Source organism: Paraburkholderia sp. BL25I1N1 (genome assembly GCF_003002025.1).
GTDB lineage: Bacteria > Pseudomonadota > Gammaproteobacteria > Burkholderiales > Burkholderiaceae > Paraburkholderia.
Window position 1 is genome coordinate 24,235 of sequence record NZ_PVZB01000036.1, and the last position, 25,683, is coordinate 49,917.

The following is a 25,683-nucleotide window of genomic DNA, read 5'->3' on the forward strand; positions in this document are numbered from 1 at the left end:
CAGCAATAAATCCGTCGTATCGGGGTCCTCACTCGATCTCGACGCGACAACGCAGCCCGCCGCGCCTCCACCAACAACGATATAGTCGAATGCTTCCATTCTGAATGCGACCTTGCCTAGATCTTTATATTCGAAAATTAATGGACGGCGCGAATCGCTAATCGGTAACGACCGAAGCGGCATACCGTACGGCATCGTTTTTTCGCTGATAGTCGCGCCACCACAGCACACCGTAGAACAGCACGGTCAACATGGGCATAACACTGCCGTGGCGGAAAATGTCCGTAGCCGCCGAAAGCGTGACCTTGTCGTAAAGCGGCGAATCGACCACCAGCGCCTTGAAAGCCGTAGCCCCACCCGCCGCCTGAATTTTTGCCGCGTCGAACAACTTGCCGAAGATCGGCATCATCATGTAGGTAGACAGCATGCCCGCTGCCGCCACGGTTCCGATTGCAAACGACCCGCCTGCGGGGAAGCGCTCCGAAGTGAGCGCCAGCGTCGTCGCCCACATCGACGCCGTGCCCACGCCAAACACCAGCGCTGCAATCATTCCGCTCAGCGGGTTATGGGCGGCACTCAGCAGCCAGAGTCCGACCGCCGCCAGCGCCGACCCAGTGGTCATCATCCCCGAAGACCCCAGCCGGCGATTGATAACTCCGGCGAACATCTTGACGAACGCGTGCACCGTGTAAATAAATGCCACCAGCCAGAAACCACTGATGCCAACCACTTTCGTCAGCGTCAGATTGATCCAATTCGCAGTCACGAGCTCGGTAGCCGCGGTCAGGAACATGGCGATCATGCAGAAATAAAACAATGGGACTTTCAGCGTGTACCGGAACATCTGCCCAAACGAGACCCCGTGAATCACCCGCTCGCTGGCCGGATAGCGCAGGCGCGATGCCAGAATCAACGCCGCCAAGGCAGGCATGAAAACCACGCAGACCTCGATCTTCCAGCCAAAGCCTGCATTTTCACAGAGCAAGGCGATCGGCGCGGCGCTCAGCATCCCGAAGGCATAGGCAGCATGAAAAATATTCAACCTGCCGACTTTCCGGGTGGGATAAATGCTGACGACGAGTGGATTCAGCACACTCTCCAGCGCGCCCCACGCGAGCCCCTGCAGTAACGAGCCCCACCACAGAAGCGCATAGGCGCTGTCGGTCTTCGGCACCGCGAGGCAGAGCGTTGCCGTACCGGCGAGGAAGGTGAGAATGCCCGCGAGGTGCACGCGCTTGAGGCCAATCGCATCAACGAAAGGCGCGGCAATAAAATTGGCGATCGCGAAACCGAGAAACAGGACGCCCAGAATTTCGCCGATGTGCGCGCCGGAAGTCAGTGGATCGACTGCGTCGAAAAACTGTTCCTTGATGTTGCTTGAAGCGCTGATGCGAAACATCACTTCAATGCCCATGCAAAACTGGGTGATGAATGCCGCGATGAATATCGCGGCAACGGGAACCCCGCGCAAACTTTCAAGGGTCTTTTCCTGGCTAAAGGCGTTCAATCTGGCGTCTCCTTTGTAGTCGTCGTGCGGCCTTTAGTGCCAGAGTGACCGGCATGGCGCCCGATGCGGGCAGCAACTCGACGTTGAGGAAATGATGCCGCTGACATGGGCGGATTGACTCGACCCGACGCGCCAGCGGATGGCCCTGTTACGCCAGTAGGTGTAATTCCCGAGCTGGAGAAACCCGTGGAAAAATTCACGCGGGCCGCCCCGCTTCCTTCGGGGCGGCAAATCAGGCGTTTACGCCAGACGCGGATAATCGGTGTATCCCGCTTCCCCGCGCGCGTAGAGATTCTGTTCCTGCAAGGCGTTGAGCGCCGCGCCGGATTTCAGGCGGCTGACGAGGTCCGGGTTCGCAATGAAATGCCGCCCGAATGACACGAGTTCCACTTGCCGGTCGCCGACGAGCGCGTTCGCGGTATCGAAAGTGAGGCCGCCGTTTGCGATCAGCACGCCACTAAAGCGAGGTCGCACGATTTCCAGAATCTTCGCCATGTCGGGAGCACCGTACCAACCGTTGACATCGGCGATATGAACGTAGGCCACCTTGCGGCTATCGAAAAAGGAGGAGACATGGGCGTACATCGGCTCAACTTGGTCGTCGAGTGCGTTGTTGTAGCTCGTGTAGGGCGAGATCCGCACGCCGACGCGCGATAGCGGAAAGACCTCGGAAACAGCATCGACGATTTCTGCGAGGAATCGCGCCCGGTTGGCGACCGAGCCGCCATATTCGTCCGTGCGTCGATTCACCCGCGCCGAAAGAAACTGATGCGGCAGGTAGCCGTTAGCCGCGTGAATTTCAACACCGTCGAATCCTGCCGTGCGTGCATTCAGGGCCGCCTGACGATATTCCTGAACCGTGGCGCGCACCTCCTCGGTACTCAAGGCGCGCGACGGCGTGGCGTTCACACGCACATAGTTACCGTTGTCGAGCAGGCCCCACACATGCAGGCTGTCGACATCGTCATTGAAACCCGAAGGCGAAACCGGTTGCCGCCAGTCCAATAGTCCCATCGCGCCAACACGGCCGCCGTGCCATAGTTGCGCGAAGATGCGGCCACCCGCGTCGTGCACGCGCGCGGTGACCTGCTCCCAGCCCTCCACCTGTGCCTGCGTATACAGTCCCGGCGCGCGATCGAACGGCCGCGACATGGCGCTTACGTTGGTGGCCTCGGAGATCAGGAGACCGGCTTCCGCACGCTGGGCGTAATACTGCGCCATGAGTTCGTTCGGGACGTCGCCCGCGCCAGCGCGGGCGCGCGTCAACGGTGCCATCACAAATCGATTCGGCAGCGAAAGGTCACCCAGCGCGAATTCATCAAACATTCCTGCCATTACTCACTCCATTTTCGCTTGATCGCAAACGGGCAAACGAATATTTGATGCCCCTGAAAAATCGAAAAGCACAGGCAGCAGCGCGACATTAAGTCGAGATGCCGCTCACACCGCATCGAATGCTCTCAGTCGACAGGCTCGCCATTCCAGACCAGTTCGATTTGATCGACCGCCCATCCGGAACCGGCATTCGAGAATTCCACCTTGTATTTCCCGGTGGCCGCGAGAACGGGCGTTTGCCCAGCGTCCGCGCGAAAGAGCGACACATAGCTACGCACGGTCGCACGCGATGACGCCACCGCACTGAACAAAGGCGTCGTAAGGTGTTGCCCTTTCCATCGCGGCATCGCCCTGCGCATGTCCAGCAGACCAGCCACCACACGCTCACGGCCGGCCCATGCATGAATCGGTTCCGGCTGTCCTTCGATCGACACGCGTGCAATCACGTTCTGCGCGAAGAGGCGTGAAAGCGGTTCCTCCTGCTGCGTGTCCAGTGCCCATGCATAGGCATTCAAAGCGTCGATCATATCCAGCATGACCGGCTCAGACTTGTCTTCGATCGTCACTTTCGTATCCTATCCTGAACGGCAACGAGGCCGCGTTCTAGAAGCCGCCGTCGAGTTTGGCGACAAGCTCCACCAGCTTCCATGCGCCGTCGATTCGCGACAGAGTCGCCCGATAGCACCCTGTCGTTACAAGCCGCGGTGCAGCGCCTGGCGGCCAGCCAAGCACGGAAAGGTAAAGGTTGACCACCGCACGGTCTTGCGTCAGCGAAAGAAAGACCGGCGTGCTCATCTGGTGGAAGCGGCGATCGTCCTGCTGCTCCCGGATCTCCAGCAAGCCATTGACGATCGCGTCGCGACCTTTCCACGGTCCCCAGCCGACGCCGGATTCCGCTATGGTCCCGGCAGTCACGGCATCGTCGGCGAACGCGGAGGACAACAGCTCCGCGTCGTTCTCGTCGTAACCCCACGCATAACTGTGGATTACGTTCAGCACGGCCTGTGCTGCGGGCGCGGCCAGCCGTTCTGTATTCATGGCGTTCACACTCATCGTCTGTTCCCGTTTATTTCGACATCGACCGAATCGCTTTCCCATTCCTTGCCGTAGCAGCGGCTTTAAAACGGCGAAGCCAAAACTTCGTTGAGTGAATCTATGAGCCACCCCCCATCATGAACGGACGCTTTCATCACGTATTCGCCCGTCGTCACGAGATGGGGCGGCTTCCCATTCGCATAGGAAAACAAGGACAAATAGACGCGCAGCCGCGCGCGCTCGCGATCAACGAACTCGAATACAGGCGACGTGATCACATGACGGCGGCGATCGGGCTGCGAGCAGCGAATCGCGGCAAGCTCATCGACGATCTGTCGCCTGCCGCGCCATTGTCCCCAGCCAATCGACGTGCCGGCGACCACACCGCCGGTGCTGCCCGAGTTGCTGAAAACGCTTCCCAGCAGGGCCATATCGTTCGTGTCGTAAGCCCACGAGTATTGGTAGAGCAACGCCAGAACGGCCTGTTTCGAATCCGTAAAAGCAACGTTCGAGATACTTTCCATGACGGCCTATCCTTTCTTCGTGTACGCCAACTCAGGCAACGCAATCCAACGCGCCGCCACGCGAAAGTTCCTGGTGAATGAACTCAGCCGCGCGCTCCGCGATCATCACGACCGGCGCCGTGGTGTTGCCGCGTACGAGCGTCGGCATGACCGACGCGTCGGCGACACGCAGCCCTCGAATGCCGTGCACGCGCAGACGCGTATCCACCACCGCGTTCGGTCCAGTCCCCATTGCGCAGGTTCCGGCAGGATGAAACGCCATCTGGACATGCTCGCGAACGTAGCGCTCGAGCGAGGCGTCGTCATCGCCAATATCCGCGCCGGGTAAGAGCTCGCACTTGATAAATCGGGCGAGCGTGGGCGCGCGCAGGATCGACCTTGCGAACCGCACGCCGCGCATGAGATTTGCCACATCGCGCTCATCCTTGAGGTAGTTCGACAGGATGATCGGCGCGATCTTAGGATCAGCACTCCGAAGCTTGATCGAGCCACGCGAATGGCTAGTGAGGCAGCATGGCGCCACGGAGTAGCCATGTACCGGTTTGGCATCCTCCAGCTTGCCCCAACTCGTCGACGCCATGGCGAGAGTATGAATCTGGATCTCGGGGCGGCCATCGCCATCCAGATCGAGAAAACCGCCGGCCTCGACCAGGTTGGAACTGAGCACGCCTTTGCGTCGCAAAGCCCAATGCAAGGCATTGCGGATCGCATTGAGCCCGCGGTCCTGTCCAAGCAGACTGATCGGCGCGTTCAATTCGCCATCGACGGGCGCCACAAGGTGGTCCTGAAAATTTTCGCCAACACCTGGCAGATGGGCATGGACAACGATGCCGAGTTCTTTCAAGGCATCGGCGTGACCGATCCCCGACAGCATCAGCAGCTTGGGCGATCCGACCGCGCCCGCCGCGACAATGACTTCGTCGCGCGCGAGCAGGCGGCGTTCGCTGCCGTCGGCGGCGCGCACCAGCACGCCCGTTGCGCGGCCATTCTCGATGAGAACGCGCAGCACCTGCATGTCGGTAACGACATCAAGATTGCCGCGCGCTTTCGCGGGCGGCAGATACGCACGCGCACTGCTTACGCGTGCTCCGCGATAACTGGATATCTGGTAGTAGCCGACTCCGGCCTGGCACATACCGTTGAAGTCTGCGTTTTCCTGCACCGGGATGCCTGCATCATTCCCTGCATGAAGCGCGGCAGCGATAAACGCGTCACCCAGCACGTGCCGGTAGGGACTATCGGAAACGATGATCGGGCCATCGGTGCCATGCAAATTCCCGGCCAGGCGTTTGTTGTTCTCCGCTTTCCTGAACCAGGGCAGCACATCGTCAAAGCCCCACCCTTCGCAACCGCCATCGCGCCAACCGTCGTAATCTTCGCGCTGGCCGCGGACGTAAATCATCGCATTGATCGAATGTCCACCGCCCAGCGTATTGGCCTGCATCACCTGAATCGGCCGGTTTGCCGTGTAAGGCTGCGGTTCCGCAAAATACTGCACCGTGCGGCGCGTTCCCATGGTGCGGAAATATGCGCCATTCACCGTGATCGACATGCTGCGGTCGTCGGGGCCCTGCTCAAGCAACAAGACTGTTTTTGCCGGGTCTTCGCCGAGCCGCGCTGCGACCACGCAACCGGCCGCGCCGCCCCCCACCACGATGTAATCGTAAGCTTCGTGTCCCATCTGTCTCCTGATCACCTCAAGGGGTGATCTCCTTTGTGCTTCGATCGAGAAAATATAAGGCGGCAGAGGCGTGGGCCTATAGCGCATGCGCGACAACCGTTGGACTGCACGCGCCATTGACTGGATTGAGGCCGACACGGTCCGTGGAGGAAGGGAAAGGCAACACAACGAGCGGGGCGCGATGCCCCGCCGTGAGCATATGCAGGCACGTGACGCGTCAGTGGCCGCGCACGTAAGGCCCTGTCGCGCGCGCGTACGTCGGGATTGCGAGCGGCGCTTCGACGCCCATGGTCCTGGCGACGTCGAGCAACCAGAACGGATTGCGAAGCAGTTCACGCCCTATATAGACAATATCGGCGGATTCCCGGCGCAGGATCGCCTCGACCAGTTCGCTCGACGTAATGGAGCCATTGCAACCCACTGGAATTGCCGCCTCACGCTTGACCTGCTCAGCGTAATCCACCTGATAGCCGGGATAGATTGCGCCGTCGAACACCGGCGAAAGTCCGCCCGCCGAGACGCTCACCATATCGACGCCCGCAGCCTTCAGGCGAGCCACAAGCTCGACGGTTTCCGCGACCGTACTTCCGCCGGGGCCTGCCTTATCTTCAGCAGAAAGGCGGATGATGAACGGCTTGTCCTGCGGCCAGACGCTGCGTACTTCGGCAACGATTTCCAGGAGCAGACGCCAGCGGCTTTCGCGCTCGCCTCCGTAGTCGTCCATGCGCCTGTTACTCAGCGGCGACAGGAATTCGTGAATCAAATAGCCGTGCGCCGCGTGAATTTCGAGGCATTCGAACCCCGTTTCGACAGCGCGCGCGGCACTCGCGCCGTAAGCTTTAACAAGCCCTTTAATTTCGCCGTACGTTAGTTCCTGCGGCACGCGTGACTGGTCGCCATGCGCCAATGCGGAAGGCGCGTAGATGTCGCCGCTAACCTGCGATTTGCGCCCGGCGTGGGCGAGTTGCAGGCAGCCGACGGCGCCGCAGTTGCGGATCATTGCCGAAAGACGACGCAGCCCTTCGATCTGCCCGTTATCCCAAAGGCCCAGATCTTTCTCGCTGATCCGGCCCGATGGGGCTACCGCGACCACCTCGGTCGTAATCAGCCCCACGCCGCCCAACGCTCTCGCACCGTAATGAGCAAGATGGAGATCCGTGACTTTTCCGTCGTCGTTGCCTGTGTACATCAGCATTGGGGCCATGGCGATGCGATTCTTGATCGCCACGCCGCGCAAGGTCAGAGGCTCAAAAATAGAACTCATAGGTAGTCGATAGCCAAGGGAAAGTGAACGGGACGATCCGCTGAGCGCGGCGTGTGGATCGGATTGGCATCGACCGTCCCTCTTGTTGACATGCGCCAATCTTCACTAAGAAGATAACAAGTCTGCGTACTTCAAGGATACGGATCAATCCTTTTGCATGCTCGCTCAGGAGTGCCACGTTGTCTTCTTTGGCGGCCATGATGGCGATCTGTGAGTCGCATTCAGGCTTTATGCGGGTGTTGCCTGAACAACGTTAACCCGGGAGTATGTGGACGCAATGAATGCGCGAACATCCGGGTACGGCATCGTGGCACTAAGGAAGATTGTCCAGTTGCGATCGTTTCCGGCGTCTCCTTGTGGGCCTGTGGGAGGATTTGCGTTCGCTGGACGACCGCATTCACGAGCTAGACCGTGAAATTGCCGAGGGCCTGCATTGAGCGCGGCCTCCGCCTGTCGGGGACGATCGATCAGAATCCGTCCACTCCCGTGAGCCGGACTACCCCTGCGTTACAAGCGGCCGGTTCAGCCAGCGCGGAACACGTACATACGACGGCCAGTACAAGAGTCACTACCCGACGCATGTCACTCCTCCGGGCCAGCCAGAATGAGAGGCGAAGGGTATCAGAACGTTCTTACACGTTCGATGACCGAGGGGCGTCGTTTGTCGATCGCTGATCTTTTTCCGATCTGGCCGTTCCCAACCGGTCTTTCATTCGGATGCGAGCTTCGCTGATGACGACACAGATCTTTTCCGCAACGCCAAATCGTGACGACGGCTGCCTTTGCGGTGGATGTGCTTAATGGCCTCGATCTCGTTGCGGTATTCCCGGCCATGGATCACGGACATTATCTTGATGGCATCGAAGCTGAAGATGCACTGACGTTGTTAGCCTGCAATAGCTGTCGCAGGTACCTACATACGATTTCAAGATGACACCGCGCCGGCATCCGGCGATCGGATGACCGCTCGTTCGGCGGCGTTACCGTCTGAACGTCCTCGCGACGCGTCGGGCGAAGGTCGCCCTTCTGGCCGACAGCTCTCTCTGCGTTCCCCGCTATTCAGCGAAGAGCTTTTTGTGTTGGTGTCTTTTCTCTGGAAGTAGCGCGAACGAAAACACTGTCCTATGCTCGACAGTGCAGCGCGCGCACCACTGGAAAGCCCGGCCGGCATCGACCGTGCCGCCAACTTCTGCCTCCCTCTGGACCCATGTTTGCGCTGCCTCCACTTCTTCGATCGACGCGTGCTCCTGTCCGGTCTCTCCCACGCACCCTCGCATGCGTGGCGTTGATCGCCACCGGCGCACTCGTGGCACTCGCAACATGGTACCCGGGGCACTGGCAGGTGCTCCTGCTGCTCCTGCCGGCCGTATGGTCGCGTGTACGTGGACGTACCTCGGCACTCGCGATCTGGATCGGCTATTACCTTGCCGGCGCACGGGATATTCCCCTTGTGAGCATGCGCTTCTTTTCCGGCTATGGAGATCTGACGCGCCCCGATGCGCTGATGCTCGGCTTCTCGTTCTGGATCGCACAGGCGTGCGTGCTCGCAACACCGTGGGCCGTGCTCAAACCTGAGTCGGACGCGAGCGCCGCACGCCACGCCTTGTGTGCCGCCGTCGCGACGGTGCTCGTGACCGTACCACCGCTCGGGATCATTGGGTGGTTATCGCCGGCATATGTCGCCAGCACCCTGTTTCCCGGCTGGAAGGCGCCAGGGCTGGTGCTCGGCATAACCGCCACCGCGTGCGCGGCCTCCGTCTCACGCGGTCGGTTCGCCCGACAGGTTGCAACACTGCTGGTGATCCTATCCCTTCTCGCGCGCAGCGTGGCGAGCGCGCCAGTCGTACCGTCCCGGTGGACAGCACTTGACACACGCCTCGGTCGGCTCGATCAGTCCAGCTATACGTCGCTCTATGCACGGACGCAACAAGTCCAGACCATCGCACAGACCGCGTTCAGCGAAGGCGCCACCGTTGTGGTCCTTCCCGAGGAAATCGTGGGGCTGTGGCGCCCGGCGATGGGCTACTGGTGGCGTGACGATATCCACGCATTCGCCGCGGCCATGCGAACATTGATCGTCGGCATGGACCTGACTGCGTCCCGCACGCCGTTCCGGTACACCGACAGCGCGGTCGTCGTCGGCGCGGACCACGGCCGCCTGGACAGTCGCCAGCCGGTGCCGGCGGCGCTGTGGCGCCCGGGTGCGGCCGTCAGCGCGATCCGCGGGAGTTTCACCCAGCCATACGTCCTTGTCGCAGGCAAGAGCGTGGCCTTCTCGATCTGCTACGAAGACCTATTGTGGTGGCCGCACTGGCGCATCCTGCTGCATTCGCCTGATGTGCTCGTCAGCCTGTCCAACAGCTGGTTCGATTCCGACCTCGCGCTCGCACAGATCCAGCGCCAGGGTATCGCCGCCATCGCCCGACTGTCCGGTGTGCCTTTGCTGCGTGCGGTGAACCGGTAGCCGCCGGTGACGCGGGCAGGCGTGGGATAATCCGCCACGTCCCCGCTCCCGCTGTCCTGATGCCGCAATGCCGGATGCCGACCGAAGACGAAAACGCTCCGTTTACCCGTCGATCGGTGCGCTGATGCGCTAGCGAAACAGGATGGTGGGGGTGGTTGCCGAGGCGAGCGGCCAGCGCGCCGTTATCGAGTCCATCCTTGAAGACGGACGCCCGTTGAGGAGCGTAGTGAAGTGGCATAACCTTGTGAATCCCGGCGACCCGCTCTTCTGAGTCCGATCCATGCAACTCGATATTTTTGACGACAGCCGTGATGTGATGCTGCGCAACGATGTCCTGTCGGCATTGCAACACCACGATGCCTCCGGCGCCCGCCATGCGCTGCAGACCCTCGGGCATGAATATCCGGACTATGCGGCACTCGTGGCGCTTGACACGCTCGTGACCGCCGTCGAAGCGCGTTGCAGCCTACCCTTCGCGAATCATGACGCCGCGCTTGGCGCGCGAGAGACGCTACTGGCCCACATCCGGCCCTCTGCGAACCAGCTGATGGGCGAACGGGCCGCCATCGCCTGGCTTGCGCCGTTCTGGAACGAACTCGCGCAGCGCGCCGCGGGTCTGGCGTTCCGTGCGGCCCGGCCCAATGCGCACGGCGCCGCGCTCTACCTGCATACGGGCGACTGGAAAGCCGCTGAAGCCGCCGTCATGCGCATCGAATCCTGGCGACGCATTCCCGCACCGCTGATGTGGATGGCAGAATGTCGATACCGGCTTGATGGTCTCGAGGCCGCCTGGCCGCTTCTGGCCGAACTCGCATGGCTTGCTCCCACCCGTTTCGATGGCCTGCTCCGGCATCTCGAGGACAGCTCGCTGGACACACTGCGCAGGACATTCGATGCGTCCTTTGAGGGAGGCGGCGATGTCGCCGACCTCGCGTGGTTTCCGGCCTGGGCGCTGATTCAGAAAACCGGGCTCGCACCGCTGCTGAAACTGGCGCAACCCTTCCGTGACACCGAGCCCGAACGGGCAGCAAGACTCGTGCTTCGGCTACTCGCGCTCGAGCGCGAAGGCCGTCACCACGACCTGATGGAGAGCCGCCGCGATCTGCGTGATCTGCACGATGCGCTCTACCGGCACTACATGAAAACGCGCTGAATGCTGAAAACCGGGAAGTCACACACGAGCTCACATTGATGGACCTTCGTCGCCCGTTTCCGGCGTAACGCCTTCGGCTGGAAATCAGCGCTGCCGATCCAGCTGCTGAAGGAAGCGGTCGTCGAGATCCGGCAGGTGGCGCGCTCCGATGCCGTCCTTGCCGCCGAAGGCGCAGTACTCCTGCTCGAAAAACTGTCTCCGGCACTGGAACAGGTCGACAGTTCGTCCGGCGCGATGGGCACCGCAGTCAATCGTGCCATCGACGCACTGGCTCCCCTGATTGCCGCCGCCACAGTTGATTCCATAATCAGACAGGCGTGGTTGGAACGTCTTTTTGAGGCGTTGCAGGAAGACCAGATGCCGTATATCGGACATCTCGCCGATGTGTGGGGAGAGCTTTCTGTGACGCCGGATATGGCATCCGCATGGGCGGACAGGCTGCTGCCCATCACGGCCCATGTGATCGGCCCCGACGGCCAGGGTGGATTTTTTGTCGGGACTACCGCGTGCATGAGCGCGCTTTACGTCGCGTACCGGTTCGACGAATTGCTCGCACTGGTCGACTCGGCGCGCATGACATGGTGGGGGTACCGGCAATGGGGTGTAAAGGCGCTCGTGGCACTCGGCCGACCCGAAGAGGCGCTGCGTTACGCCGAGCAGTCGCGTGACGCCCATGCGCCGGAAAGCGCCATCGCCCTCGCCTGCGAGATGATCCTGCTCACCCGCGGCATGACGGACGAGGCCTACCGGCGGTATGCGATCGCGGCTAACCGCTCAGGGACGTACCTCGCGACCTTCCGTGCGATCGCGAGGAAGTATCCCGGGCGATCGCACGCAGCAATCCTGCAGGACCTGATCGATAGCGAGCCGGGCTCGGAAGGCAAATGGTTTGCTGCCGCGAAGGACGCAGGACTCTTCGATCTCGCGACGTCGCTCATCCAGACCAGCCCGACCGATCCGCGTATCCTGATCCGGGCAGCACGGGAGTTCGTGCAGCGGCAGCCGGCGTTCGCGATAACCTGCGGCATGGCCGCTCTGCGCTGGATCGACGCCGGCGCCGGATACGAGATCACGCCGGCAGATGTGCTCGATGCCTATGCGGCGCTCACCGACGCGGCCTGCGTGTGCGGCGCTTCCCGCGATGTTCTCAACGCGCGACTTCGGGAACAGTTCGGGCCGGGTGCAACCTCTGCATTCGTCAGCAAGGTGCTCGCGCCGCACATCCGGTAGCAGGACCCGGCGAAGCAACCGCGCCCAGGTAGCCCGCTTAGGATAACGCTCCTACCGCTCGCCGCCGTTGACTGCGTCCTTGAACCCCTTGCCTGCGGTGAACTTCACCGTTTTCGCGGCAGCGATGCTGATCTCCTCACCGGTCGCCGGATTGCGGCCCGTGCGCGCTGCACGCTTGCCCTGACTGAACGAGCCAAATCCGATTAGTTGCACGCTATCACCCTTGACCACCGCCTCCTTGATCGCGCCGATAAAAGCATCGATGGCCTCGCCCGCGACGGCCTTGCTCGAGCCCGTTGCTGACGCGACGGCATCAATCAGTTCCTGCTTGTTCATGAATTTTCCTTCTGTCAACGCAAAAATAAGACGGCACGATATGGCGTGATCGGCTACGCGGACGGCCGCGACAGCAAACCAATCCGCGTACCGTACCGCAAAGACAGTTGACCGCACAAGCCCTCTCTCGTCCCTATCTCCCCGACTCAACGGACTCGACATGGCAAGCCAATAGCCGCAGCGTCGCATATGGGCGGTCAAGGCCGTCCGCCACAACGCGGCAATCTTCGGAGTAAAAGACATCGATCCAGCGATGGCGCAAGCACCCTCATCGTCCTGTCTCGCGGTCGGCGCGGTCGTCAACTACCAGACAGGTGCGCTCGAGTAATTCGCCATGGCGGTGGCGGATCTCGACAGTGACCGGCGCAAGGCAACCCGCGCGGCAGCGGCCCTCGCGCGAAACCTGGACGATCCATCTGTGAAACCGCGCAACGTACCGCCCGTGGCGCGCGAGCGCTACGCCCTCATACACCAGCGCCCGCAACATCCGCAGTTCCTCAACGTCCGGCATGGCCGGCGAGCTGACGTCCATCATTTCCGTGTCCTCCGCCATACTCCAGCGTAGAAGTCATGCACGGCGAACGGTGCGCGCGCATGAGATCGACGAAGATGCAAGCTATTCGGCCGTGGCTCGCGCCGCCCGACGCGAACGCCGGCCTGCAGGCTGGGCAGAGGTAGCCGCATCGGAGTCCGCGTGATCCGGCGGCGTTCCTGGTTCCTCTCCCGACGTGGATTCCTCCGCTTCGCCATCGGCCGGACCGGCTGGCTCACCGGCGCCTTCGTCCTGTGCTGGGACATCGGACTCGCGCGTCTGGCGCGGGCGGTACACCACCTGGTCGATGCGCACGAGGTTCAGGGCAATGGATTCGGCGTCAATATGGGCGCCCGCGTCGGCCTCGTTCTCGCGGTTGATCCATGGACTCACGTAGAGGTCGCCGCGCACGACGACGCTCGCGCCCGTGCGGATGTGCTGCATCACGCGCTCGGTCAGGCGCTCGTTCCACACCGTCACGTCGACAGGAAAGGTCCGACCTTCGCGCTGCTCCAGCGTGCCGTCCTCAAGCCGCCGGTAACTGGCGGACATAACCCGCAGCTCGACAATGCGGCGCGCGCCGCTGGGGGTATTGACCTGTTTCATCGTCGGCGACGCCAGCACGTTGCCAACCAGTTCTGCGTAGATGCCCATTGCGGACTCCGTTTCATCAAGGATTGCCCTGTGATATGAACGCGCTGTTCACCGCCTGCTTTTTTGGATGGCTGCTCTGCGTTAGCCTGATGACTCTGCCGGTCGCAACGCAATGGGACCGCGCACCTGTCTCAGGTGCCGTCGATCCTTCGAACCTTGACTGTGCCGTGTTCCATATACATCGTGAGCTGGCTCGCGGCATACCGGAAAACCGACTCCAGTGCGTTGAGCTCTTTCGCGCGCACATCGCACTGTTGCAGGTACGCGCGCAGCGGCGCCGGAATGCGATTGAAATATTGCTTCACGCGCGGCCAGGCGATTGCATGCGGCTCACCGCGGACGAACCAGTCGAGACGATGGCGCGTCGCGCCGCTCGCCAGTGCAATGCGCACGCAGCGGAGCGACACGTCGAGCCCGGTGGTCGCGCTCTCCAGCGCCAGCGTCTGCATTTCGGTGACAGTGTCCTCGACCCAGTGCTCGTACGAGCGCAGCAGCACGCGTATCCCCGCGTCGCCCGCGATCCGTGATACAGGTAGCGCAATGGCTGGCTCAGAGCTGCCGGCTCCCTTACCCTTAAAGGCCTTTGAACGTCGATCCAGATCCGAATGTCGGTCAGTCATTGCCGCAGTCCTCGCATCATTGCACCAAGGCGTCTGTTGCAGCTTGCGCTAGCGCGTCGTCCCCAGACAGCGGCACACTGTCAAGCAGACGCAGTTCCGCATCCGACAGGCGGCTCACGCGCCGCCGGCTGTGACGTGGCTCACGCGCGCCGGTAAAGACGTCCCGCGGCAAGACGCCGAGCAGCGCGCGCGCCGCTTCAGCGCGTTGGCGTGCGGCAGCATCCGCATTCGGCAGGAAGTCGATGCGCGAAAGCGGCAGCAGTTCGGCGCGCGTGAGCACGCGCTGGCAGTGCACCGCGAAATGGAACACCGACAGGCACCGGTGCCTGGCCGAGCCGATGCGCCGGAAGCCCTCAGTCGACGACATCAGGTCGCGCAACACCGCGGAACGCACGAGGCGCACCAGCCAGTCCAGCTCGACGAGCAGCATCACGATCATGTAGCCGTACGGTGAGCCAAAACCGAGCGACACCTGAGCGGGCTCGCGCGATTGCAGCACCGAATACTCGAGGCCTTTTTCACGCGCGGCATCCAGCAACTGACGGGCATGCTGCTGCTCGAGCTCGTTCGCGCGCCGGATGCCGGAGATGCGATCCGCGATCTCGATGAGCTTCCAGTCCGCATAAGGGTTGTCGTTGCCCGACAGAGACCACAACGCACGCAGCGACGCAGCCACGCGGCGCCCGCCCGCCATCGCATGTCCCGACTCCCCAGGAGCTACGGCCCGGCCAAGAAACAGCCGCATCGCGTCGCGCGTGTGCAGCCGCATGCGGTCCGCACCGTCGCTACCGAGCTGACCAATGCGGCTGATCTCCTGAGCCTCGTGCGGGCGCACCAGTGGATCGCTGCCCTGTCGCAGCGCGTGAGTCTCGCGCATGCGATTCAGCGCTTCCTCGCGTTCGAGAAGCAACTGATAGCGGCCGAACAGCGGATCGGCAGGATCGGGATCATCGTCGGCAATCAGGTGTGCCAAAACGGCGCGTTCAGTATCAACGTCGTAACCGTCGGCAAATGGGGACGACGTGGAGTGCGCGAAGGCGTCGACAGACGGATCAATGGTGTGAGGCAAAGGGGCGGACGGTGTGTCCATAAGAGGCTCCATGAAACGGTATTCGTTCGACAGTGAGGGAAACGCCAGCGCTGTTACCCCGGGTAACAGCAGGCAGCCCCGCACCGTTGCGGGCTAACCGGGTGACAGCGCGTGCGGTGGGAAAACACGGGCTGGTACGCGCATGTGCTGCGCAAACGCGATGGATCCGGTCACGCATGCGCTCCCGCCTGACTCGCCGCCCCGCATGCCGGATGACGCGCAGGGCGATGTGCGATCCGTTCGCGCAGTGCATCGCGAATGGCCGCGAGATTCCGGCGAGCCGTCTCAGGCGTCGACGCGCCCGGCTCCATCGCATCACCTGGAAGCAATGAGCCAGCGTTCGTGCCCTCCCCCCCGGCCGCCCGCCTGCGTGCCGCGCGCTCGAGGTGCGCCCTGGTGGGGACGAACTCGCCGCCGATGTAGCGTCGCACGAGCCCTGCGATGTACGCGACGGGCAACTGCACGGGCTGGCGCCGGTGGCCCGCCGCCATCTCGTCGAGCAACATCTGGCGGTCGGTCGCAGGAACCCGTGCGAGGTGCGAGGCGATGAGTGCGCGATCGTTGACCGGCAGCATGGTGGGCCAGATGAGCACGCTGGTGTCGTCTGCCGCAGGCAATGGCAAGATCGGTGAAGCAGAATCGGCGCCAGGATCGACTCCCACCACAACCGCGTTTGCCCCCTTGCCGGTCGAGATCGCTGGGCCGGCGGTCGTTGTAGTCCTGTATGTAATCCTTCCGTATACGCGCGCGTCTGGAACGCCCGTTTCCCGCCATCGGTAATGGATCAAACCCACCAACTGCAGCGGCACCGCAGGCGGATCCACATACACCCGGAGACTTCCGGTTGGCGACTTCGGGCGCTCCACCGCCCAGGCACGCACGTGTGGCGCATGACCTTCAATGGCGGAAGGCCGGGTGTTACCCGGGGTAACAGCCGGTAGCGTCGCTGCGGCTCCACGCGCGTCTTCTTCGTGCAGACTCTGCGCGAGCAGGCGCTTGCGCGTCGCGAGCCGCTCGCGCATATCGCCGCGCGACACCAGGCGTTCGAGCTGGCGCTTCAGCTCGCCCGCATTGACCTGTGTGAAAACACGCCGGCCGGTGCATTGGCGCATGAACTCGCGAATCAGCCCCTGGCGCACGAGCCGCGCTCTCGCGTTATCGAGCTGACGCCGGTTAAGTCCCAGCGTGCGTTGCCACTCTCCGGCTGTGTGCGTGAACCACGTACATTGCCGGTCGGCCTCGCGGCGCTGCAACTGCACCATGCGCGAGAGCAGCAGCGCGGCATTCAAGTTGCCGACGAGATCAACAAAAACGCGTCGGTACGCGACAGTCGGCCCCAGCAGCGCGTCACCCGCGAACGGGTCGGCCCTCATCGCTTCGATCGATGCTGGGAGCTGCACGGCCATTGGACAGGTCGCGCGAACGGCGGCCGAAATGGCTTCCACCTCCAGCCGGTAATGCATGCGCGCGGGTTGACCACCACGCCATTCGGCCAGCAGGTTCAGGTCCCGCATGCGCCGCCGCGCATTTTCCTGCTCTTCACGCGACAGGCCTGTCTCGATCAGCCAGTGTTCGCGGGTCTTGTGGACCCAGCCGCCGTTGACCTCCACATCGCGTCCGCGTCGCGTCCAGTACACGAGCTGCGAGAGCAGCAGCGCCTGCTTCGGATGTCCGGTGATGCGGGCCATGCGCGTTCCGAAAGCGATGGGACGGTACGGCCTGAGCAGGGCCCACATCGTTTCGAACTCGGTGATATACGGATGGCAACCGGGCATCATGAGTGGACCTCTTCTGGCTGGTTCAGCTGTTGCGGCTGATCGGGACGTACCGGGGGCCAGACAATATGGGCGGTGCGCTCATCCGCCTTGCGCTGAAGCAGCGCGAGCACAGCCGGCCAGAGGATACGGAACTCATCCGCCGGCAGCGTCTTGCAGCGACGATGCGCGATCAGGCCTTTCGACCTGAGCAGTCGCCGCGCGGCGCGCTGCTGCGACTCAGTAAGCGCCAGTCTGCGCGCGAACTCGTCGGGCGCGACCTGAAGCCAGTCATGGTGACGTCCCGTCTCGCTCTCAACCGTCGACAGCTCCGTGAGCATGGCGGCCGCGGCGAGGTCACCACAGACCTCGACGAAACAGCGGTCTATCGCGATCGGCACGTCGAGCATCGAAAGCACCATTTCGGCTTCGGCAGGTGGCAGTCCGGGTGAATCGTCCCAGGTCTTGCCGGGCAGCAGGTTGCCCTGCGGATCAAGTCGCATGTCATACATGGTCAGACTCCTGGTGGGAAGAAGGTGTGGCAAGGTCTCCGGTGTCCGCATCGAGTGCCGCGAAAAGCGTCGCGAGCGACCATTGCCCATCGCATTGCTCATGCAGCGCCAGATAGCGTTCGCGCAGGTCGCCGATGTCTTTCAGACTGGCCCACGCATCAAACAGCAGATCCATTCCGGAGCGCGACAGCGCACGCGGTTTCGTCGGCGCGGCGACATTGAGTTCGGCGCGCAGCCGTGCAATCGTTGCGCGCGTGGCGGTGCGGAAAAACGTTCGGATCATCGGAATGCTCGCCTGCCGCTCCACAAAGGCGCGCAACAGGTCCTGATCGCGCCACTGCCGCTCAATCAGTTCGCAGCGGCGCTGCAATGCGCCGGCGTCCACAAAGAGACGCAATGCACCCGCGGTCAGCAGATCGCGCACGAGCCCTGGCGAACGGGCATCACCGAGCACACGCCTGATTGCGCCCGGTAGCCGATCTGTCAACGATGTCCGGTGCGGCGACGCTGTTCCACATGAAACTTCGTTATCCTGATGTCCTGTGAGGACGTACCGATCTGTCATGCAAGCAAACGCAATCAGCTCGAGTAGCACGAAATGCTCGAGCGCTTCGCTCTCCAGCCGCAGGAAGGCGTTGTCCATCACGCCCCTCCCCGCTGAAGCCGCTCGTCTGCACCCGGTTCGGGCCAGCGCGCCGGTGCAAAGCGCTCGGGGTACGCCGCCCGGAATGCGCGCGCCGCGCGCATGACCTCGTCCCACCATTGACCGATCAGGTGATCCGGATTGAGCATTACGTCGAACATCACGTCCATGCGGTCGGCGAGCAACGGCTCGCCGACGCTCGCGTCACAGGTGCGGTTCCACGTCTCGTCATCGCGGGCCATCTGTGCGAAGAGACTCCCGGAGGGAACGCGTGCGATGCCCGTTGCGGTGTTTTGCCGTGACAGGCTCACGAGCCACCACCAGCCGAGATACCGGTTGAGCATCTCTTCGTCACGCTGCGCGTCGATGCTGGGCGACAACCCGGGTGCGACACCGGGCGAGAAGCGCGGTCTGTCCGGCGGGGGTGGCTCGACCATGAATCCGTAGGGCAATGCGGGCGCATCGCGTACGCAGCCATCGAGACCGCAGGTTCGCGCGAAAGCCAGCACCGCTTCCCGGAAAAGCTCACCCTGGTTTGAAGAAGACGCAGCGTGCGGCGCGCTGTCCCGGTGAACCTCGTCAGCCACCACCGTGGATGGGTCATCCGGCGCGCGTTGCGGACCATCCGCCGACACGACTGGCTCGTCACGCCGTTGCCCGACACTGGTCGGGTGTGGCACAGTTCCGTCCGCAGCCGGCGTGGCACGAGGCTGTTCGTCGAACCGGGTCAACCTCACGGGTCCCGACGAGGCCGAAGGATCCGGTGTGGCCGCTGCACGATTCGCGTCGACATCAGATGCGATCGATGAAGGTCCACGTCGCTCATCGGGCATGCCACCGACTTCACGTAAGTCATCACCGGCAGCGTTCGGTGTGCGCTCCAGCAAATGACACATCCGGTCCATGGCGTCGCGCGGCACGCCGAGCTCGCCTGCCAGCCGTTGTTTCAATCCATCGACCAGTTGCGCAGCATCAAATGGCGCAGGCTGCGCCAGCGTGCCGGCCGCATCCGGGTTGTCCGGATTGCAGCGGGCGGCGATGCCGGTCAGTTGCGGATCGATCACCCGCACCTGCAACCACTGATCGTCGAAGCCGAGACGCCTCGTGAGGCGCAGCAGCATGCCAATACCCGGCTGGATCACATCGACTAGCGCGCGCCGGCTCAGATACCCGGTGGCGGGTCCGAGGGCGGAGAGACGGTCGACCGCGAACTGGAAGAGCGAGAGCAGCACATGGCTCACCGGTGCCCCTTCCTGTTCAAGCAGCCGGGAGAACTCACGTAACGACAGCGTCTCGCCACGTTCGGCTTCGAGATCGGCCTTAAGCGCGAGATAGCCATTCGCCTTGTCCCAGAAGCAGAGGTCGGCGCGCTGGTCATTCTCGCGCAGGTGCGCCGCCAGCAGCTTTGCCTCACCGGGATACGGCACGCAGACAAAGTCGTAGTAAAGGAAGCGTTCGTCGCGGGTTTCGTCGTGAAGGGCCGTCGCTGCCGTCACGCGCGAATTGCCGCCCTTCGCCACCACGTAGCGCGTCTCGCCTGGACGGCGGGTCACCGTCACGATCTGCTCGATGCCGTTCGCCCGGATCGACTCCTTGAGTTCGACGAGGCGCTCGTGCGACGCGCGCCGCGGATTGCGCTCATAGACCATCACATCGGTGATCTTCAGCCGGATTACCGACGTGAGCTGCGGTTCGGGCGTCTGAGCGCCCGGCGTGGGTACGCCCAGGCGCTGGGCAGCGAGCGCTTCACGCACCTCACTGAGCGGCTTGTCCGACACGTTCATGCGACCGCCCCCTGCCGGATGCCGCCGGTCCCGGTGTCGCCCGTCGAACATGGCGGCGCACCGGCATAAACGTTCGCGAGGGACGGAAACAGTTCCCATGCAAGACGGTGCATAACGTTCCATGCCGAGTTCTCGAACCGCTGGCGACGATCAAAGTCATGCACGGGAACGCGTGCCGTTGCCGCCGCCGCGTACGCCGCGGCTGACGGGATAATGGTGTCGAGCACATGGACTTTCGAATGCTCAGAGAAGCGCTGACGCAGCACGGCTGCAAGTGCCCGCGCGTTGGTGGTGCGCTCATGCGCATTGATCAGCGCGAGCAGGTCGCCCGAACGGAAGGATTCGCCGAAGTCGGCCAGCCGGTCCAGCTCGTCGAGCATCGCGATCGTGCCCGTGGCGAACTCGCCGGCGCTCAGCGCATCCGGCCTGACGGGCGACACCATCACGTCTGCCGCCATCGCCGCTGACTTCTGCAGTTCGCCGACCGCGCCTTGCGTGTCGATCAGCACTACGTCATAGGGGTCGACGAGCGGACTGCGCATCGCCCGGCGCAGGATCATCAGGCGATCCTCACGGCGATTAAGCCACGCCTGCAGTGCTGCATCCGGCGTATCGGAATAGACCAGATCGAGATTGGAGAAAATCGTGCGACTGATGCAGTCGGCCGACGGATTGCCGCCCGAAGTCACGACTGCAGTCAGACCTTGCGATGAACGGTAATGGACGGGAAAGAACTTGCTTAGACTCGGCTGGACATCTGCATCGATCGCGAGAACCTTCAGGCCGAAGGCTGCGAGCAGGCCGCCAAGATTGGCGGCGACGGTCGTCTTACCGACGCCGCCTTTGGTGGAGACGAAGGAGATAACTACCGGCACGGTGGGAGATCCAGTACAGCGTCATCGCTTGAGTGAAAATTCAGTTAATGAAAAAGAATATGGTCGCTACGTCGGATCGTGAGACTGCCCGTATGAATCGCGATTGCCGTCCTCGGTGGCGTCTCCGGCGGCCTCGTTTCCACCGGAGTGCGTCAGTTGCGAGGCGATCCACTTTTCATACTCGTGCGCGGGGAACAGACGACGACGCCCCACGCGGATTGACGGAGGCATGGGCAGCCCGAGCGTCAGCCGGTTACGTGCGGTGGCCGGCGCGATATGCAGTTCGCGCGCAATCTCTTCCAGCGTGTAGAACCGACTGCTCGCCACTTTTCCTCCACCACTCCTCGAAGCCATCACCTGCCCAAGGACAGATGTTTTGGTCCAGGCACGTCCAAGCTTGTCCATTACTCGATCGTACCTATAATCAAGGTACGAAATCACTCTAGGAAGGTGAGACAGACATGTCAAGCACCGCTGCTCACGGGGACGATCATCAACGCGTTGCGCAGGTGCGTGAGCACCTCCAACTGTCCCAGGAGAAAATGGCCCGGCAGTTGGGGCTGTCGCTGCGCGCCTATGCAAATTATGAGCGCGGCGAGCGTGCGGTGCCTGTCGAACTGGTGCGCGCGCTGTACGAGCAATTTTCAATCGATCCTGCGTGGCTGCTGACGGGCGACGGCAAAATGATCCTCGATCGTGATGTGCGGCACCGGCTCGACCAGAAAACGCTCGACAATGTGATAGTTGCCGTCGCACAGATCGAGCAACGTCTGCCCATGCCCCTCGATGCGACGAAGAAGGCACGGCTCATCGGCCTGCTTTACGAGCAGTGCCAGCTGCTGGGCGAAAGCGCCGACGAAATTCTCAAGGATTCCCGGATCGGTCGCCTGACACGGACGTTTCGCTGAGAACGACAACCGGCAAAAATATCGAACATTCCGCAACAACCGGCGGGCAGGCGCTAATCTCCTGGTTTTCCCGTGTTTGCGCGGCGTACTCGCCGGCAAAGACCCTGCATCCATCGAGGAGATCCGTGATGGCGCGTCTGGACGACCTGGGCGAAGAACTGGAACGACTGGGAAAGGAGATAGAAGACGAGATGCTAAGCGATCGTACGGGGCGTCCAAGCAGCACCGGGTCCTCCTGCGACGCGCCTGTTCGTATTCAGCTCGACATCCCGAGGGACGCACGGCGCCGGTGGCATATCAGTGTCTCGATGCAACTGCACGATGAGGGCGAACAAGCGTGATCATACGGCGGTTCCTCCGCACGCCTGATACGCGTTATGGATAAGGCCACGCGGACAACTGCGCGCCGCGGCGGTCCTCGCACTATCCGGCTCCAAACTGAGTCTGCATCGTCTCGATATCGGTGGGCGCCAGGCCGCCCCGTATGGCGAAATGAATCCATGCAGTGCGCGCAAAAACATACACGCTGAAGCAGTGTCGGTTACATTTCCTTCGTTATCGCATCGTTTCTGTATGTCGGTCCCGTAGCCGCTTCAGGTAAATGCGGCCTTTCTCCCGTCGCGCCACCTTTACGGCGGCGCGCGGCGCACTCGCCGCTCTATTGCCAACGCACGTTGTGTCGACATTCCCGAGATGCTTAAAGCGCGTCGCCGCGTGACCGCCCTTCTGGGTCCGCGCATGCGAAAACCCGTTACGCATCCCACTGCGCCGCGGAATGCAACGCTGTGCAAATTTGCAGAACACCGTATGGCGCGATCGATCGTTCCGTAAGATCAAGTCTCTTTTTGCCCTCGCTGTCGCCTTGCAATAATGTGCGCGTGCACCGCGCCAGCGGCATGATCATTCACCCATCGGAGGTCATCGATGAGCCACCGCGCCGTGACAAACGACCAGGATCTCATCCGCTCGGCGTTTCCGGATTGGAGCGCAATTCACCAAACCATGACATCGCCCAAGGTCGTCAACGTCCTTTTTGACATTATGTTCGACTGGATAAGCGTCGCGCTTGCAATGTTGGCGCTGCATCGCTTTGGATGGTGGTCGGCGCCGGCGGTCGTTGCCTGGATCGGAAACCGGCAGCGCGCGCTTGGCAACCTGCTGCACGATGCTGCACACCGCAACCTCGCCCGTTCGAGTTTCATCAACGACACACTTGCAGGTCTTTACATCGCGCCGGCGCTGCTCAACAGTCTGGCCATCTATCGGGAGTTGCATTCCCGCCATCACGCATGGCTGGGTGATCCACGGCTCGACCCCGACTACATCGCTGTTCGACCGGATCCAGGCTATAGCTGGTGCAAGCCGTTTTTGAAGGTGCTACTCACGCCGACCGCATGGCTCGGTTCAACATTCGGGCATCTGCATGTGTCACGGCTCACCTGGTTACAGCGTTGCGGCATCATCGGCTGGTGGGCAGCCTTACTCGGCGCCGTGACGCTAGCCTGGGGCGTTCACGCTGCAGAGCGCTTCCTCTGCGTCTGGATGCTGTCCAGAGCCACCGTCTTTCACTCGATCACCACCTTTCGTGAACTGTGTGATCATTTCGGCCGACAACAAGGAGGGGTATTCAGTTACACACGCGACGTTTCGTCCCACAGCCTTTGGCGATGGGTCATTCATCCACGGAATAACGGATATCACCTGACGCATCACCTGATGCCGTCGATCCCCTACCACCGTCTCCCTCATGCGCAGCGCAGCCTGTTGGAACTACCTCCCTTCGCCCGCGTAGCGCGGGTGTGTCATGCGTACTTTCGCGGACCGGACGCGGTCGTGCGTGAATGGGAAATCGTTGTTGGAGGCGATCATGGTGCAGCGTAGCCTGGGGGCGGCTCATGTGGGCGCGCTGCTCGTCTCGGCAAGCTACGGTGTCGCGTTCCTGCTAGGCTCGGGCGAAATGGCCGTCCATGCCGGGATGGCAGGTAGCCTGTATGCGATCATGACTGCACTGGGCATGCTCGCGCTTGCCGTGGCGGCGCCGACGCTCTGGCGTGGAGGCGAACTCATCTGGGATGTGTTCGGTCAGCGGTATGGCCCGGTTGTGCGCAAGCTTGTGGCGCTCCTCTCGCTCGTCTGGATGTCCGGTGTACTCGCCGCCCAGATCCATGGCGGTATCGCGGTGCTTGTCACGGTGGGGCTGCCAGCAGCCCATGCGCTGGCTGTGACCGCCGCAGCGCTGCTGGTTATGTCATCAGTTGAACTTGGCATCGCCGCAATGCTGTTCGTATTCTGCCTGCTGGGGACCAATATCGCCCTCCTGCATGCGCTCATTCAGTCGAACGGCCTGTCCGTGTACCTGCACGCACTACCATCGTTTTTTCACGGGATACGCAAAGCTCCTCCGGCCGAAACTGTGGTCAACATCATCGCAATCGCTTTTCTCGTTGTCACAGGCTCCGACTATCAACAGTTCGTCATTGAAGCGCGTCGCCCGCGCGACGCGTGGCTCGGGTGCCTGCTGGCGAGTGTCTTTCTCATAACGACGGGGTTTCTTCCAGCGGCGACGGTTGTCGCAGCACTGCATGCCGGAAAGCTGTTTGGCCTGACGGACGCCGCCAGCGTGGTCCCGTCGATCATGCTACAGACGGGCGGACCGATGGGACTGTTCTCTATCGGCGTGATTCTGCTTGCCGCCCTGGGCTCTGGCACAGCCATCGCACGTGCTATGGCCTGCGCACTCGAAAGTCTCCGTCCCGTCGATGGTCGATACGGGCACGCGCCGCGCATTCTGATCATCGCGGTGGGTTGTGCGATCGCCACCGACGGCCAAGCAATCGTGTCGACCATCGTTTCACTAAACATCGTGTATGTTGCGGCGATCGGTGTGATGTTCGTCCTTCACGAGACCGGACGACAGGTCGCGCCGCGTTGTGCACCCCTGATGATGCTCTCAGGAGCTGGAGTATCTTTACTCGTTACAGCAATGACCCTGAGCGGTATCGGCAATCTGCCCGCCTGGCTTCCGCTTCCAGCTGGGCTCGCCGCATCGGCTTGCGTGCTGATCGGATGGCAGTTCGTTCCCCTTGTCCGCCGCATCCGATCATAAAGATAGCATGCATAGCTCCGATTTCGGCTCCCCCGGAACTGGTGGATGAGCCTCCGGTGGATGAGCCTCCGGTGGGTGCGCATCAATTGCCACGGCGCCATTTGAAATTTCGCATTACGCAATTTATTCAGAGCGTTTCGAGAATTCCCTTGGTCGTGCCTCCTTGAGGCGTACTCGACCCGCGCGATAGCCAGTGAGTGTCTGTGCGCGATGCTTGCGAAGCAGCTCCGCCGGGGCTGTTCCCGTATCAATGCCGCAACGTCGCGTAATCGTGTCGACAGGAAGCATGTTCTTAACAAGCATGCGGCGCATCTCGAGCCGCAGAATCAGAAAATTGGGGTGAGGCGTGACGCCCACATGTACCTCGTGGCCCATAGACATTCGCTGGTCGTTTCGGATGAGTGCAATATCAGCGTGGAAAGCCTCGATAAAATACGCGGCCTCGCAGAGCCGCAAGTCGTCGAACAGTGTGATGCCGATCTTCCTCACTGTGGCCTTGTCAGGACCGGCCTCTCCATTGTTTTTGACGACGTCGTCGCCGCGAGACATTTTGCCGTGCATGGCAAGGCTCACCTCGCGACTTCACGTGCCCTGCCAGATAACGGTATGCGACGGGGAAATCTCGAAGCTCATCGTGTCACTCGTGTTCGCGATGTTATCGCCCACGGGATCGCAG

26 protein-coding genes are annotated in these 25,683 nt (G+C 62.1%); 7 read left to right on the plus strand and 19 right to left on the minus strand.

Annotated elements, in window-relative coordinates; genetic code table 11:
- Nucleotides 1-157: 157 nt before the first annotated feature.
- The 7 genes from B0G73_RS35945 to B0G73_RS35975 form a co-directional block, all read right to left on the minus strand.
- Nucleotides 158-1,507: a sugar MFS transporter gene (locus B0G73_RS35945; protein ID WP_106285814.1), complete on the minus strand. Its 1,350-nt coding sequence runs from the start codon at nucleotides 1,505-1,507 to the stop codon at nucleotides 158-160.
- A gap of 240 nt (nucleotides 1,508-1,747) precedes the next feature.
- On the minus strand, nucleotides 1,748-2,842 hold the full coding sequence (locus B0G73_RS35950) for an alkene reductase (RefSeq protein ID WP_106285815.1): 1,095 nt from the start codon (nucleotides 2,840-2,842) through the stop codon (nucleotides 1,748-1,750).
- A gap of 125 nt (nucleotides 2,843-2,967) precedes the next feature.
- Entirely contained in the window at nucleotides 2,968-3,408 is a 441-nt protein-coding gene (locus B0G73_RS35955; protein WP_106285816.1) for a nuclear transport factor 2 family protein, read from the minus strand.
- A 37-nt stretch (nucleotides 3,409-3,445) separates the two neighbouring features.
- On the minus strand, nucleotides 3,446-3,880 hold the full coding sequence (locus B0G73_RS35960; RefSeq protein ID WP_181196731.1) for a nuclear transport factor 2 family protein: 435 nt from the start codon (nucleotides 3,878-3,880) through the stop codon (nucleotides 3,446-3,448).
- Nucleotides 3,881-3,960: 80 nt separating this feature from the next.
- A complete protein-coding gene (locus B0G73_RS35965; protein WP_106285818.1) occupies nucleotides 3,961-4,401 on the minus strand; it encodes a nuclear transport factor 2 family protein in 441 nt (146 codons plus the stop codon).
- A gap of 31 nt (nucleotides 4,402-4,432) precedes the next feature.
- Nucleotides 4,433-6,082 carry a GMC family oxidoreductase gene (locus B0G73_RS35970; RefSeq protein WP_106285819.1) on the minus strand — a complete coding sequence of 550 codons (1,650 nt, stop codon included), beginning with the start codon at nucleotides 6,080-6,082 and terminating at the stop codon, nucleotides 4,433-4,435.
- Nucleotides 6,083-6,299: 217 nt separating this feature from the next.
- The gene (locus B0G73_RS35975; protein WP_106285820.1) at nucleotides 6,300-7,346 is read right to left on the minus strand and encodes a tRNA-dihydrouridine synthase; all 1,047 of its coding nucleotides are present in this window, start codon (nucleotides 7,344-7,346) and stop codon (nucleotides 6,300-6,302) included.
- Between the two features lie 1,207 nt (nucleotides 7,347-8,553).
- Between B0G73_RS35975 and B0G73_RS35980 the strand changes: the two genes are divergently transcribed.
- The 3 genes from B0G73_RS35980 (at nucleotide 8,554) to B0G73_RS35990 (ending at nucleotide 12,193) form a co-directional block, all read left to right on the plus strand.
- The gene (locus tag B0G73_RS35980) at nucleotides 8,554-9,810 is read left to right on the plus strand and encodes a conjugal transfer protein TraB (RefSeq protein WP_106285821.1); all 1,257 of its coding nucleotides are present in this window, start codon (nucleotides 8,554-8,556) and stop codon (nucleotides 9,808-9,810) included.
- Between the two features lie 280 nt (nucleotides 9,811-10,090).
- Nucleotides 10,091-10,963, plus strand: a complete 873-nt coding sequence (locus B0G73_RS35985) for a hypothetical protein (protein WP_106285822.1) — start codon at nucleotides 10,091-10,093, stop codon at nucleotides 10,961-10,963.
- A 90-nt stretch (nucleotides 10,964-11,053) separates the two neighbouring features.
- Nucleotides 11,054-12,193, plus strand: coding sequence for a hypothetical protein (locus tag B0G73_RS35990; RefSeq protein ID WP_374957051.1), 1,140 nt, complete (start codon nucleotides 11,054-11,056; stop codon nucleotides 12,191-12,193).
- Between the two features lie 51 nt (nucleotides 12,194-12,244).
- On the opposite strand, the gene B0G73_RS35995 is transcribed toward B0G73_RS35990, so the two are convergent.
- The 11 genes from B0G73_RS35995 to B0G73_RS36045 form a co-directional block, all read right to left on the minus strand.
- Entirely contained in the window at nucleotides 12,245-12,529 is a 285-nt protein-coding gene (locus B0G73_RS35995; RefSeq protein ID WP_106285823.1) for an HU family DNA-binding protein, read from the minus strand.
- A gap of 268 nt (nucleotides 12,530-12,797) precedes the next feature.
- Nucleotides 12,798-13,064 (minus strand): hypothetical protein, encoded by a 267-nt coding sequence (locus B0G73_RS36000; protein WP_258194133.1) that lies wholly within the window; start codon nucleotides 13,062-13,064, stop codon nucleotides 12,798-12,800.
- A gap of 81 nt (nucleotides 13,065-13,145) precedes the next feature.
- On the minus strand, nucleotides 13,146-13,715 hold the full coding sequence (locus tag B0G73_RS36005; protein WP_106285825.1) for a single-stranded DNA-binding protein: 570 nt from the start codon (nucleotides 13,713-13,715) through the stop codon (nucleotides 13,146-13,148).
- A gap of 131 nt (nucleotides 13,716-13,846) precedes the next feature.
- Complete coding sequence (locus B0G73_RS36010) at nucleotides 13,847-14,335, minus strand: hypothetical protein (RefSeq protein WP_106285826.1); 489 nt, start codon at nucleotides 14,333-14,335, stop codon at nucleotides 13,847-13,849.
- 16 nt (nucleotides 14,336-14,351) lie between these two features.
- Entirely contained in the window at nucleotides 14,352-15,425 is a 1,074-nt protein-coding gene (locus B0G73_RS36015; RefSeq protein ID WP_106285827.1) for a PFL_4669 family integrating conjugative element protein, read from the minus strand.
- Between the two features lie 170 nt (nucleotides 15,426-15,595).
- Nucleotides 15,596-17,113, minus strand: a complete 1,518-nt coding sequence (locus tag B0G73_RS36020) for a hypothetical protein (protein ID WP_258194134.1) — start codon at nucleotides 17,111-17,113, stop codon at nucleotides 15,596-15,598.
- An 86-nt stretch (nucleotides 17,114-17,199) separates the two neighbouring features.
- A complete protein-coding gene (locus B0G73_RS36025; protein WP_106285829.1) occupies nucleotides 17,200-17,691 on the minus strand; it encodes a hypothetical protein in 492 nt (163 codons plus the stop codon).
- Nucleotides 17,684-18,334: a hypothetical protein gene (locus B0G73_RS36030; protein WP_106285830.1), complete on the minus strand. Its 651-nt coding sequence runs from the start codon at nucleotides 18,332-18,334 to the stop codon at nucleotides 17,684-17,686. Before B0G73_RS36030 ends, B0G73_RS36025 begins: the two co-directional genes overlap by 8 nt.
- Complete coding sequence (locus tag B0G73_RS36035; RefSeq protein WP_106285831.1) at nucleotides 18,334-20,118, minus strand: ParB N-terminal domain-containing protein; 1,785 nt, start codon at nucleotides 20,116-20,118, stop codon at nucleotides 18,334-18,336. Before B0G73_RS36035 ends, B0G73_RS36030 begins: the two co-directional genes overlap by 1 nt.
- Nucleotides 20,115-20,993, minus strand: a complete 879-nt coding sequence (locus tag B0G73_RS36040) for a ParA family protein (protein WP_106285832.1) — start codon at nucleotides 20,991-20,993, stop codon at nucleotides 20,115-20,117. The genes B0G73_RS36035 and B0G73_RS36040 overlap by 4 nt, the downstream gene beginning before the upstream one ends.
- Before the next feature lie 66 nt (nucleotides 20,994-21,059).
- Nucleotides 21,060-21,398 carry a helix-turn-helix domain-containing protein gene (locus tag B0G73_RS36045; RefSeq protein WP_258194135.1) on the minus strand — a complete coding sequence of 113 codons (339 nt, stop codon included), beginning with the start codon at nucleotides 21,396-21,398 and terminating at the stop codon, nucleotides 21,060-21,062.
- A 56-nt stretch (nucleotides 21,399-21,454) separates the two neighbouring features.
- Between B0G73_RS36045 and B0G73_RS36050 the strand changes: the two genes are divergently transcribed.
- From B0G73_RS36050 to B0G73_RS36065, 4 genes are all read left to right on the plus strand, one after another.
- A complete protein-coding gene (locus B0G73_RS36050; protein WP_106285834.1) occupies nucleotides 21,455-21,901 on the plus strand; it encodes a helix-turn-helix domain-containing protein in 447 nt (148 codons plus the stop codon).
- A gap of 128 nt (nucleotides 21,902-22,029) precedes the next feature.
- Nucleotides 22,030-22,242, plus strand: a complete 213-nt coding sequence (locus B0G73_RS36055) for a hypothetical protein (protein ID WP_106285835.1) — start codon at nucleotides 22,030-22,032, stop codon at nucleotides 22,240-22,242.
- Nucleotides 22,243-22,825: 583 nt separating this feature from the next.
- Nucleotides 22,826-23,782, plus strand: coding sequence for a fatty acid desaturase (locus B0G73_RS36060; protein WP_106285836.1), 957 nt, complete (start codon nucleotides 22,826-22,828; stop codon nucleotides 23,780-23,782).
- Nucleotides 23,769-25,007, plus strand: a complete 1,239-nt coding sequence (locus B0G73_RS36065) for a sodium:solute symporter (RefSeq protein WP_106285837.1) — start codon at nucleotides 23,769-23,771, stop codon at nucleotides 25,005-25,007. Before B0G73_RS36060 ends, B0G73_RS36065 begins: the two co-directional genes overlap by 14 nt.
- Before the next feature lie 123 nt (nucleotides 25,008-25,130).
- Here the strand turns inward: B0G73_RS36065 and B0G73_RS36070 are convergent, their stop codons facing one another.
- Nucleotides 25,131-25,580: a hypothetical protein gene (locus B0G73_RS36070; protein WP_146144274.1), complete on the minus strand. Its 450-nt coding sequence runs from the start codon at nucleotides 25,578-25,580 to the stop codon at nucleotides 25,131-25,133.
- Between the last annotated feature and the right edge of the window lie 103 nt (nucleotides 25,581-25,683).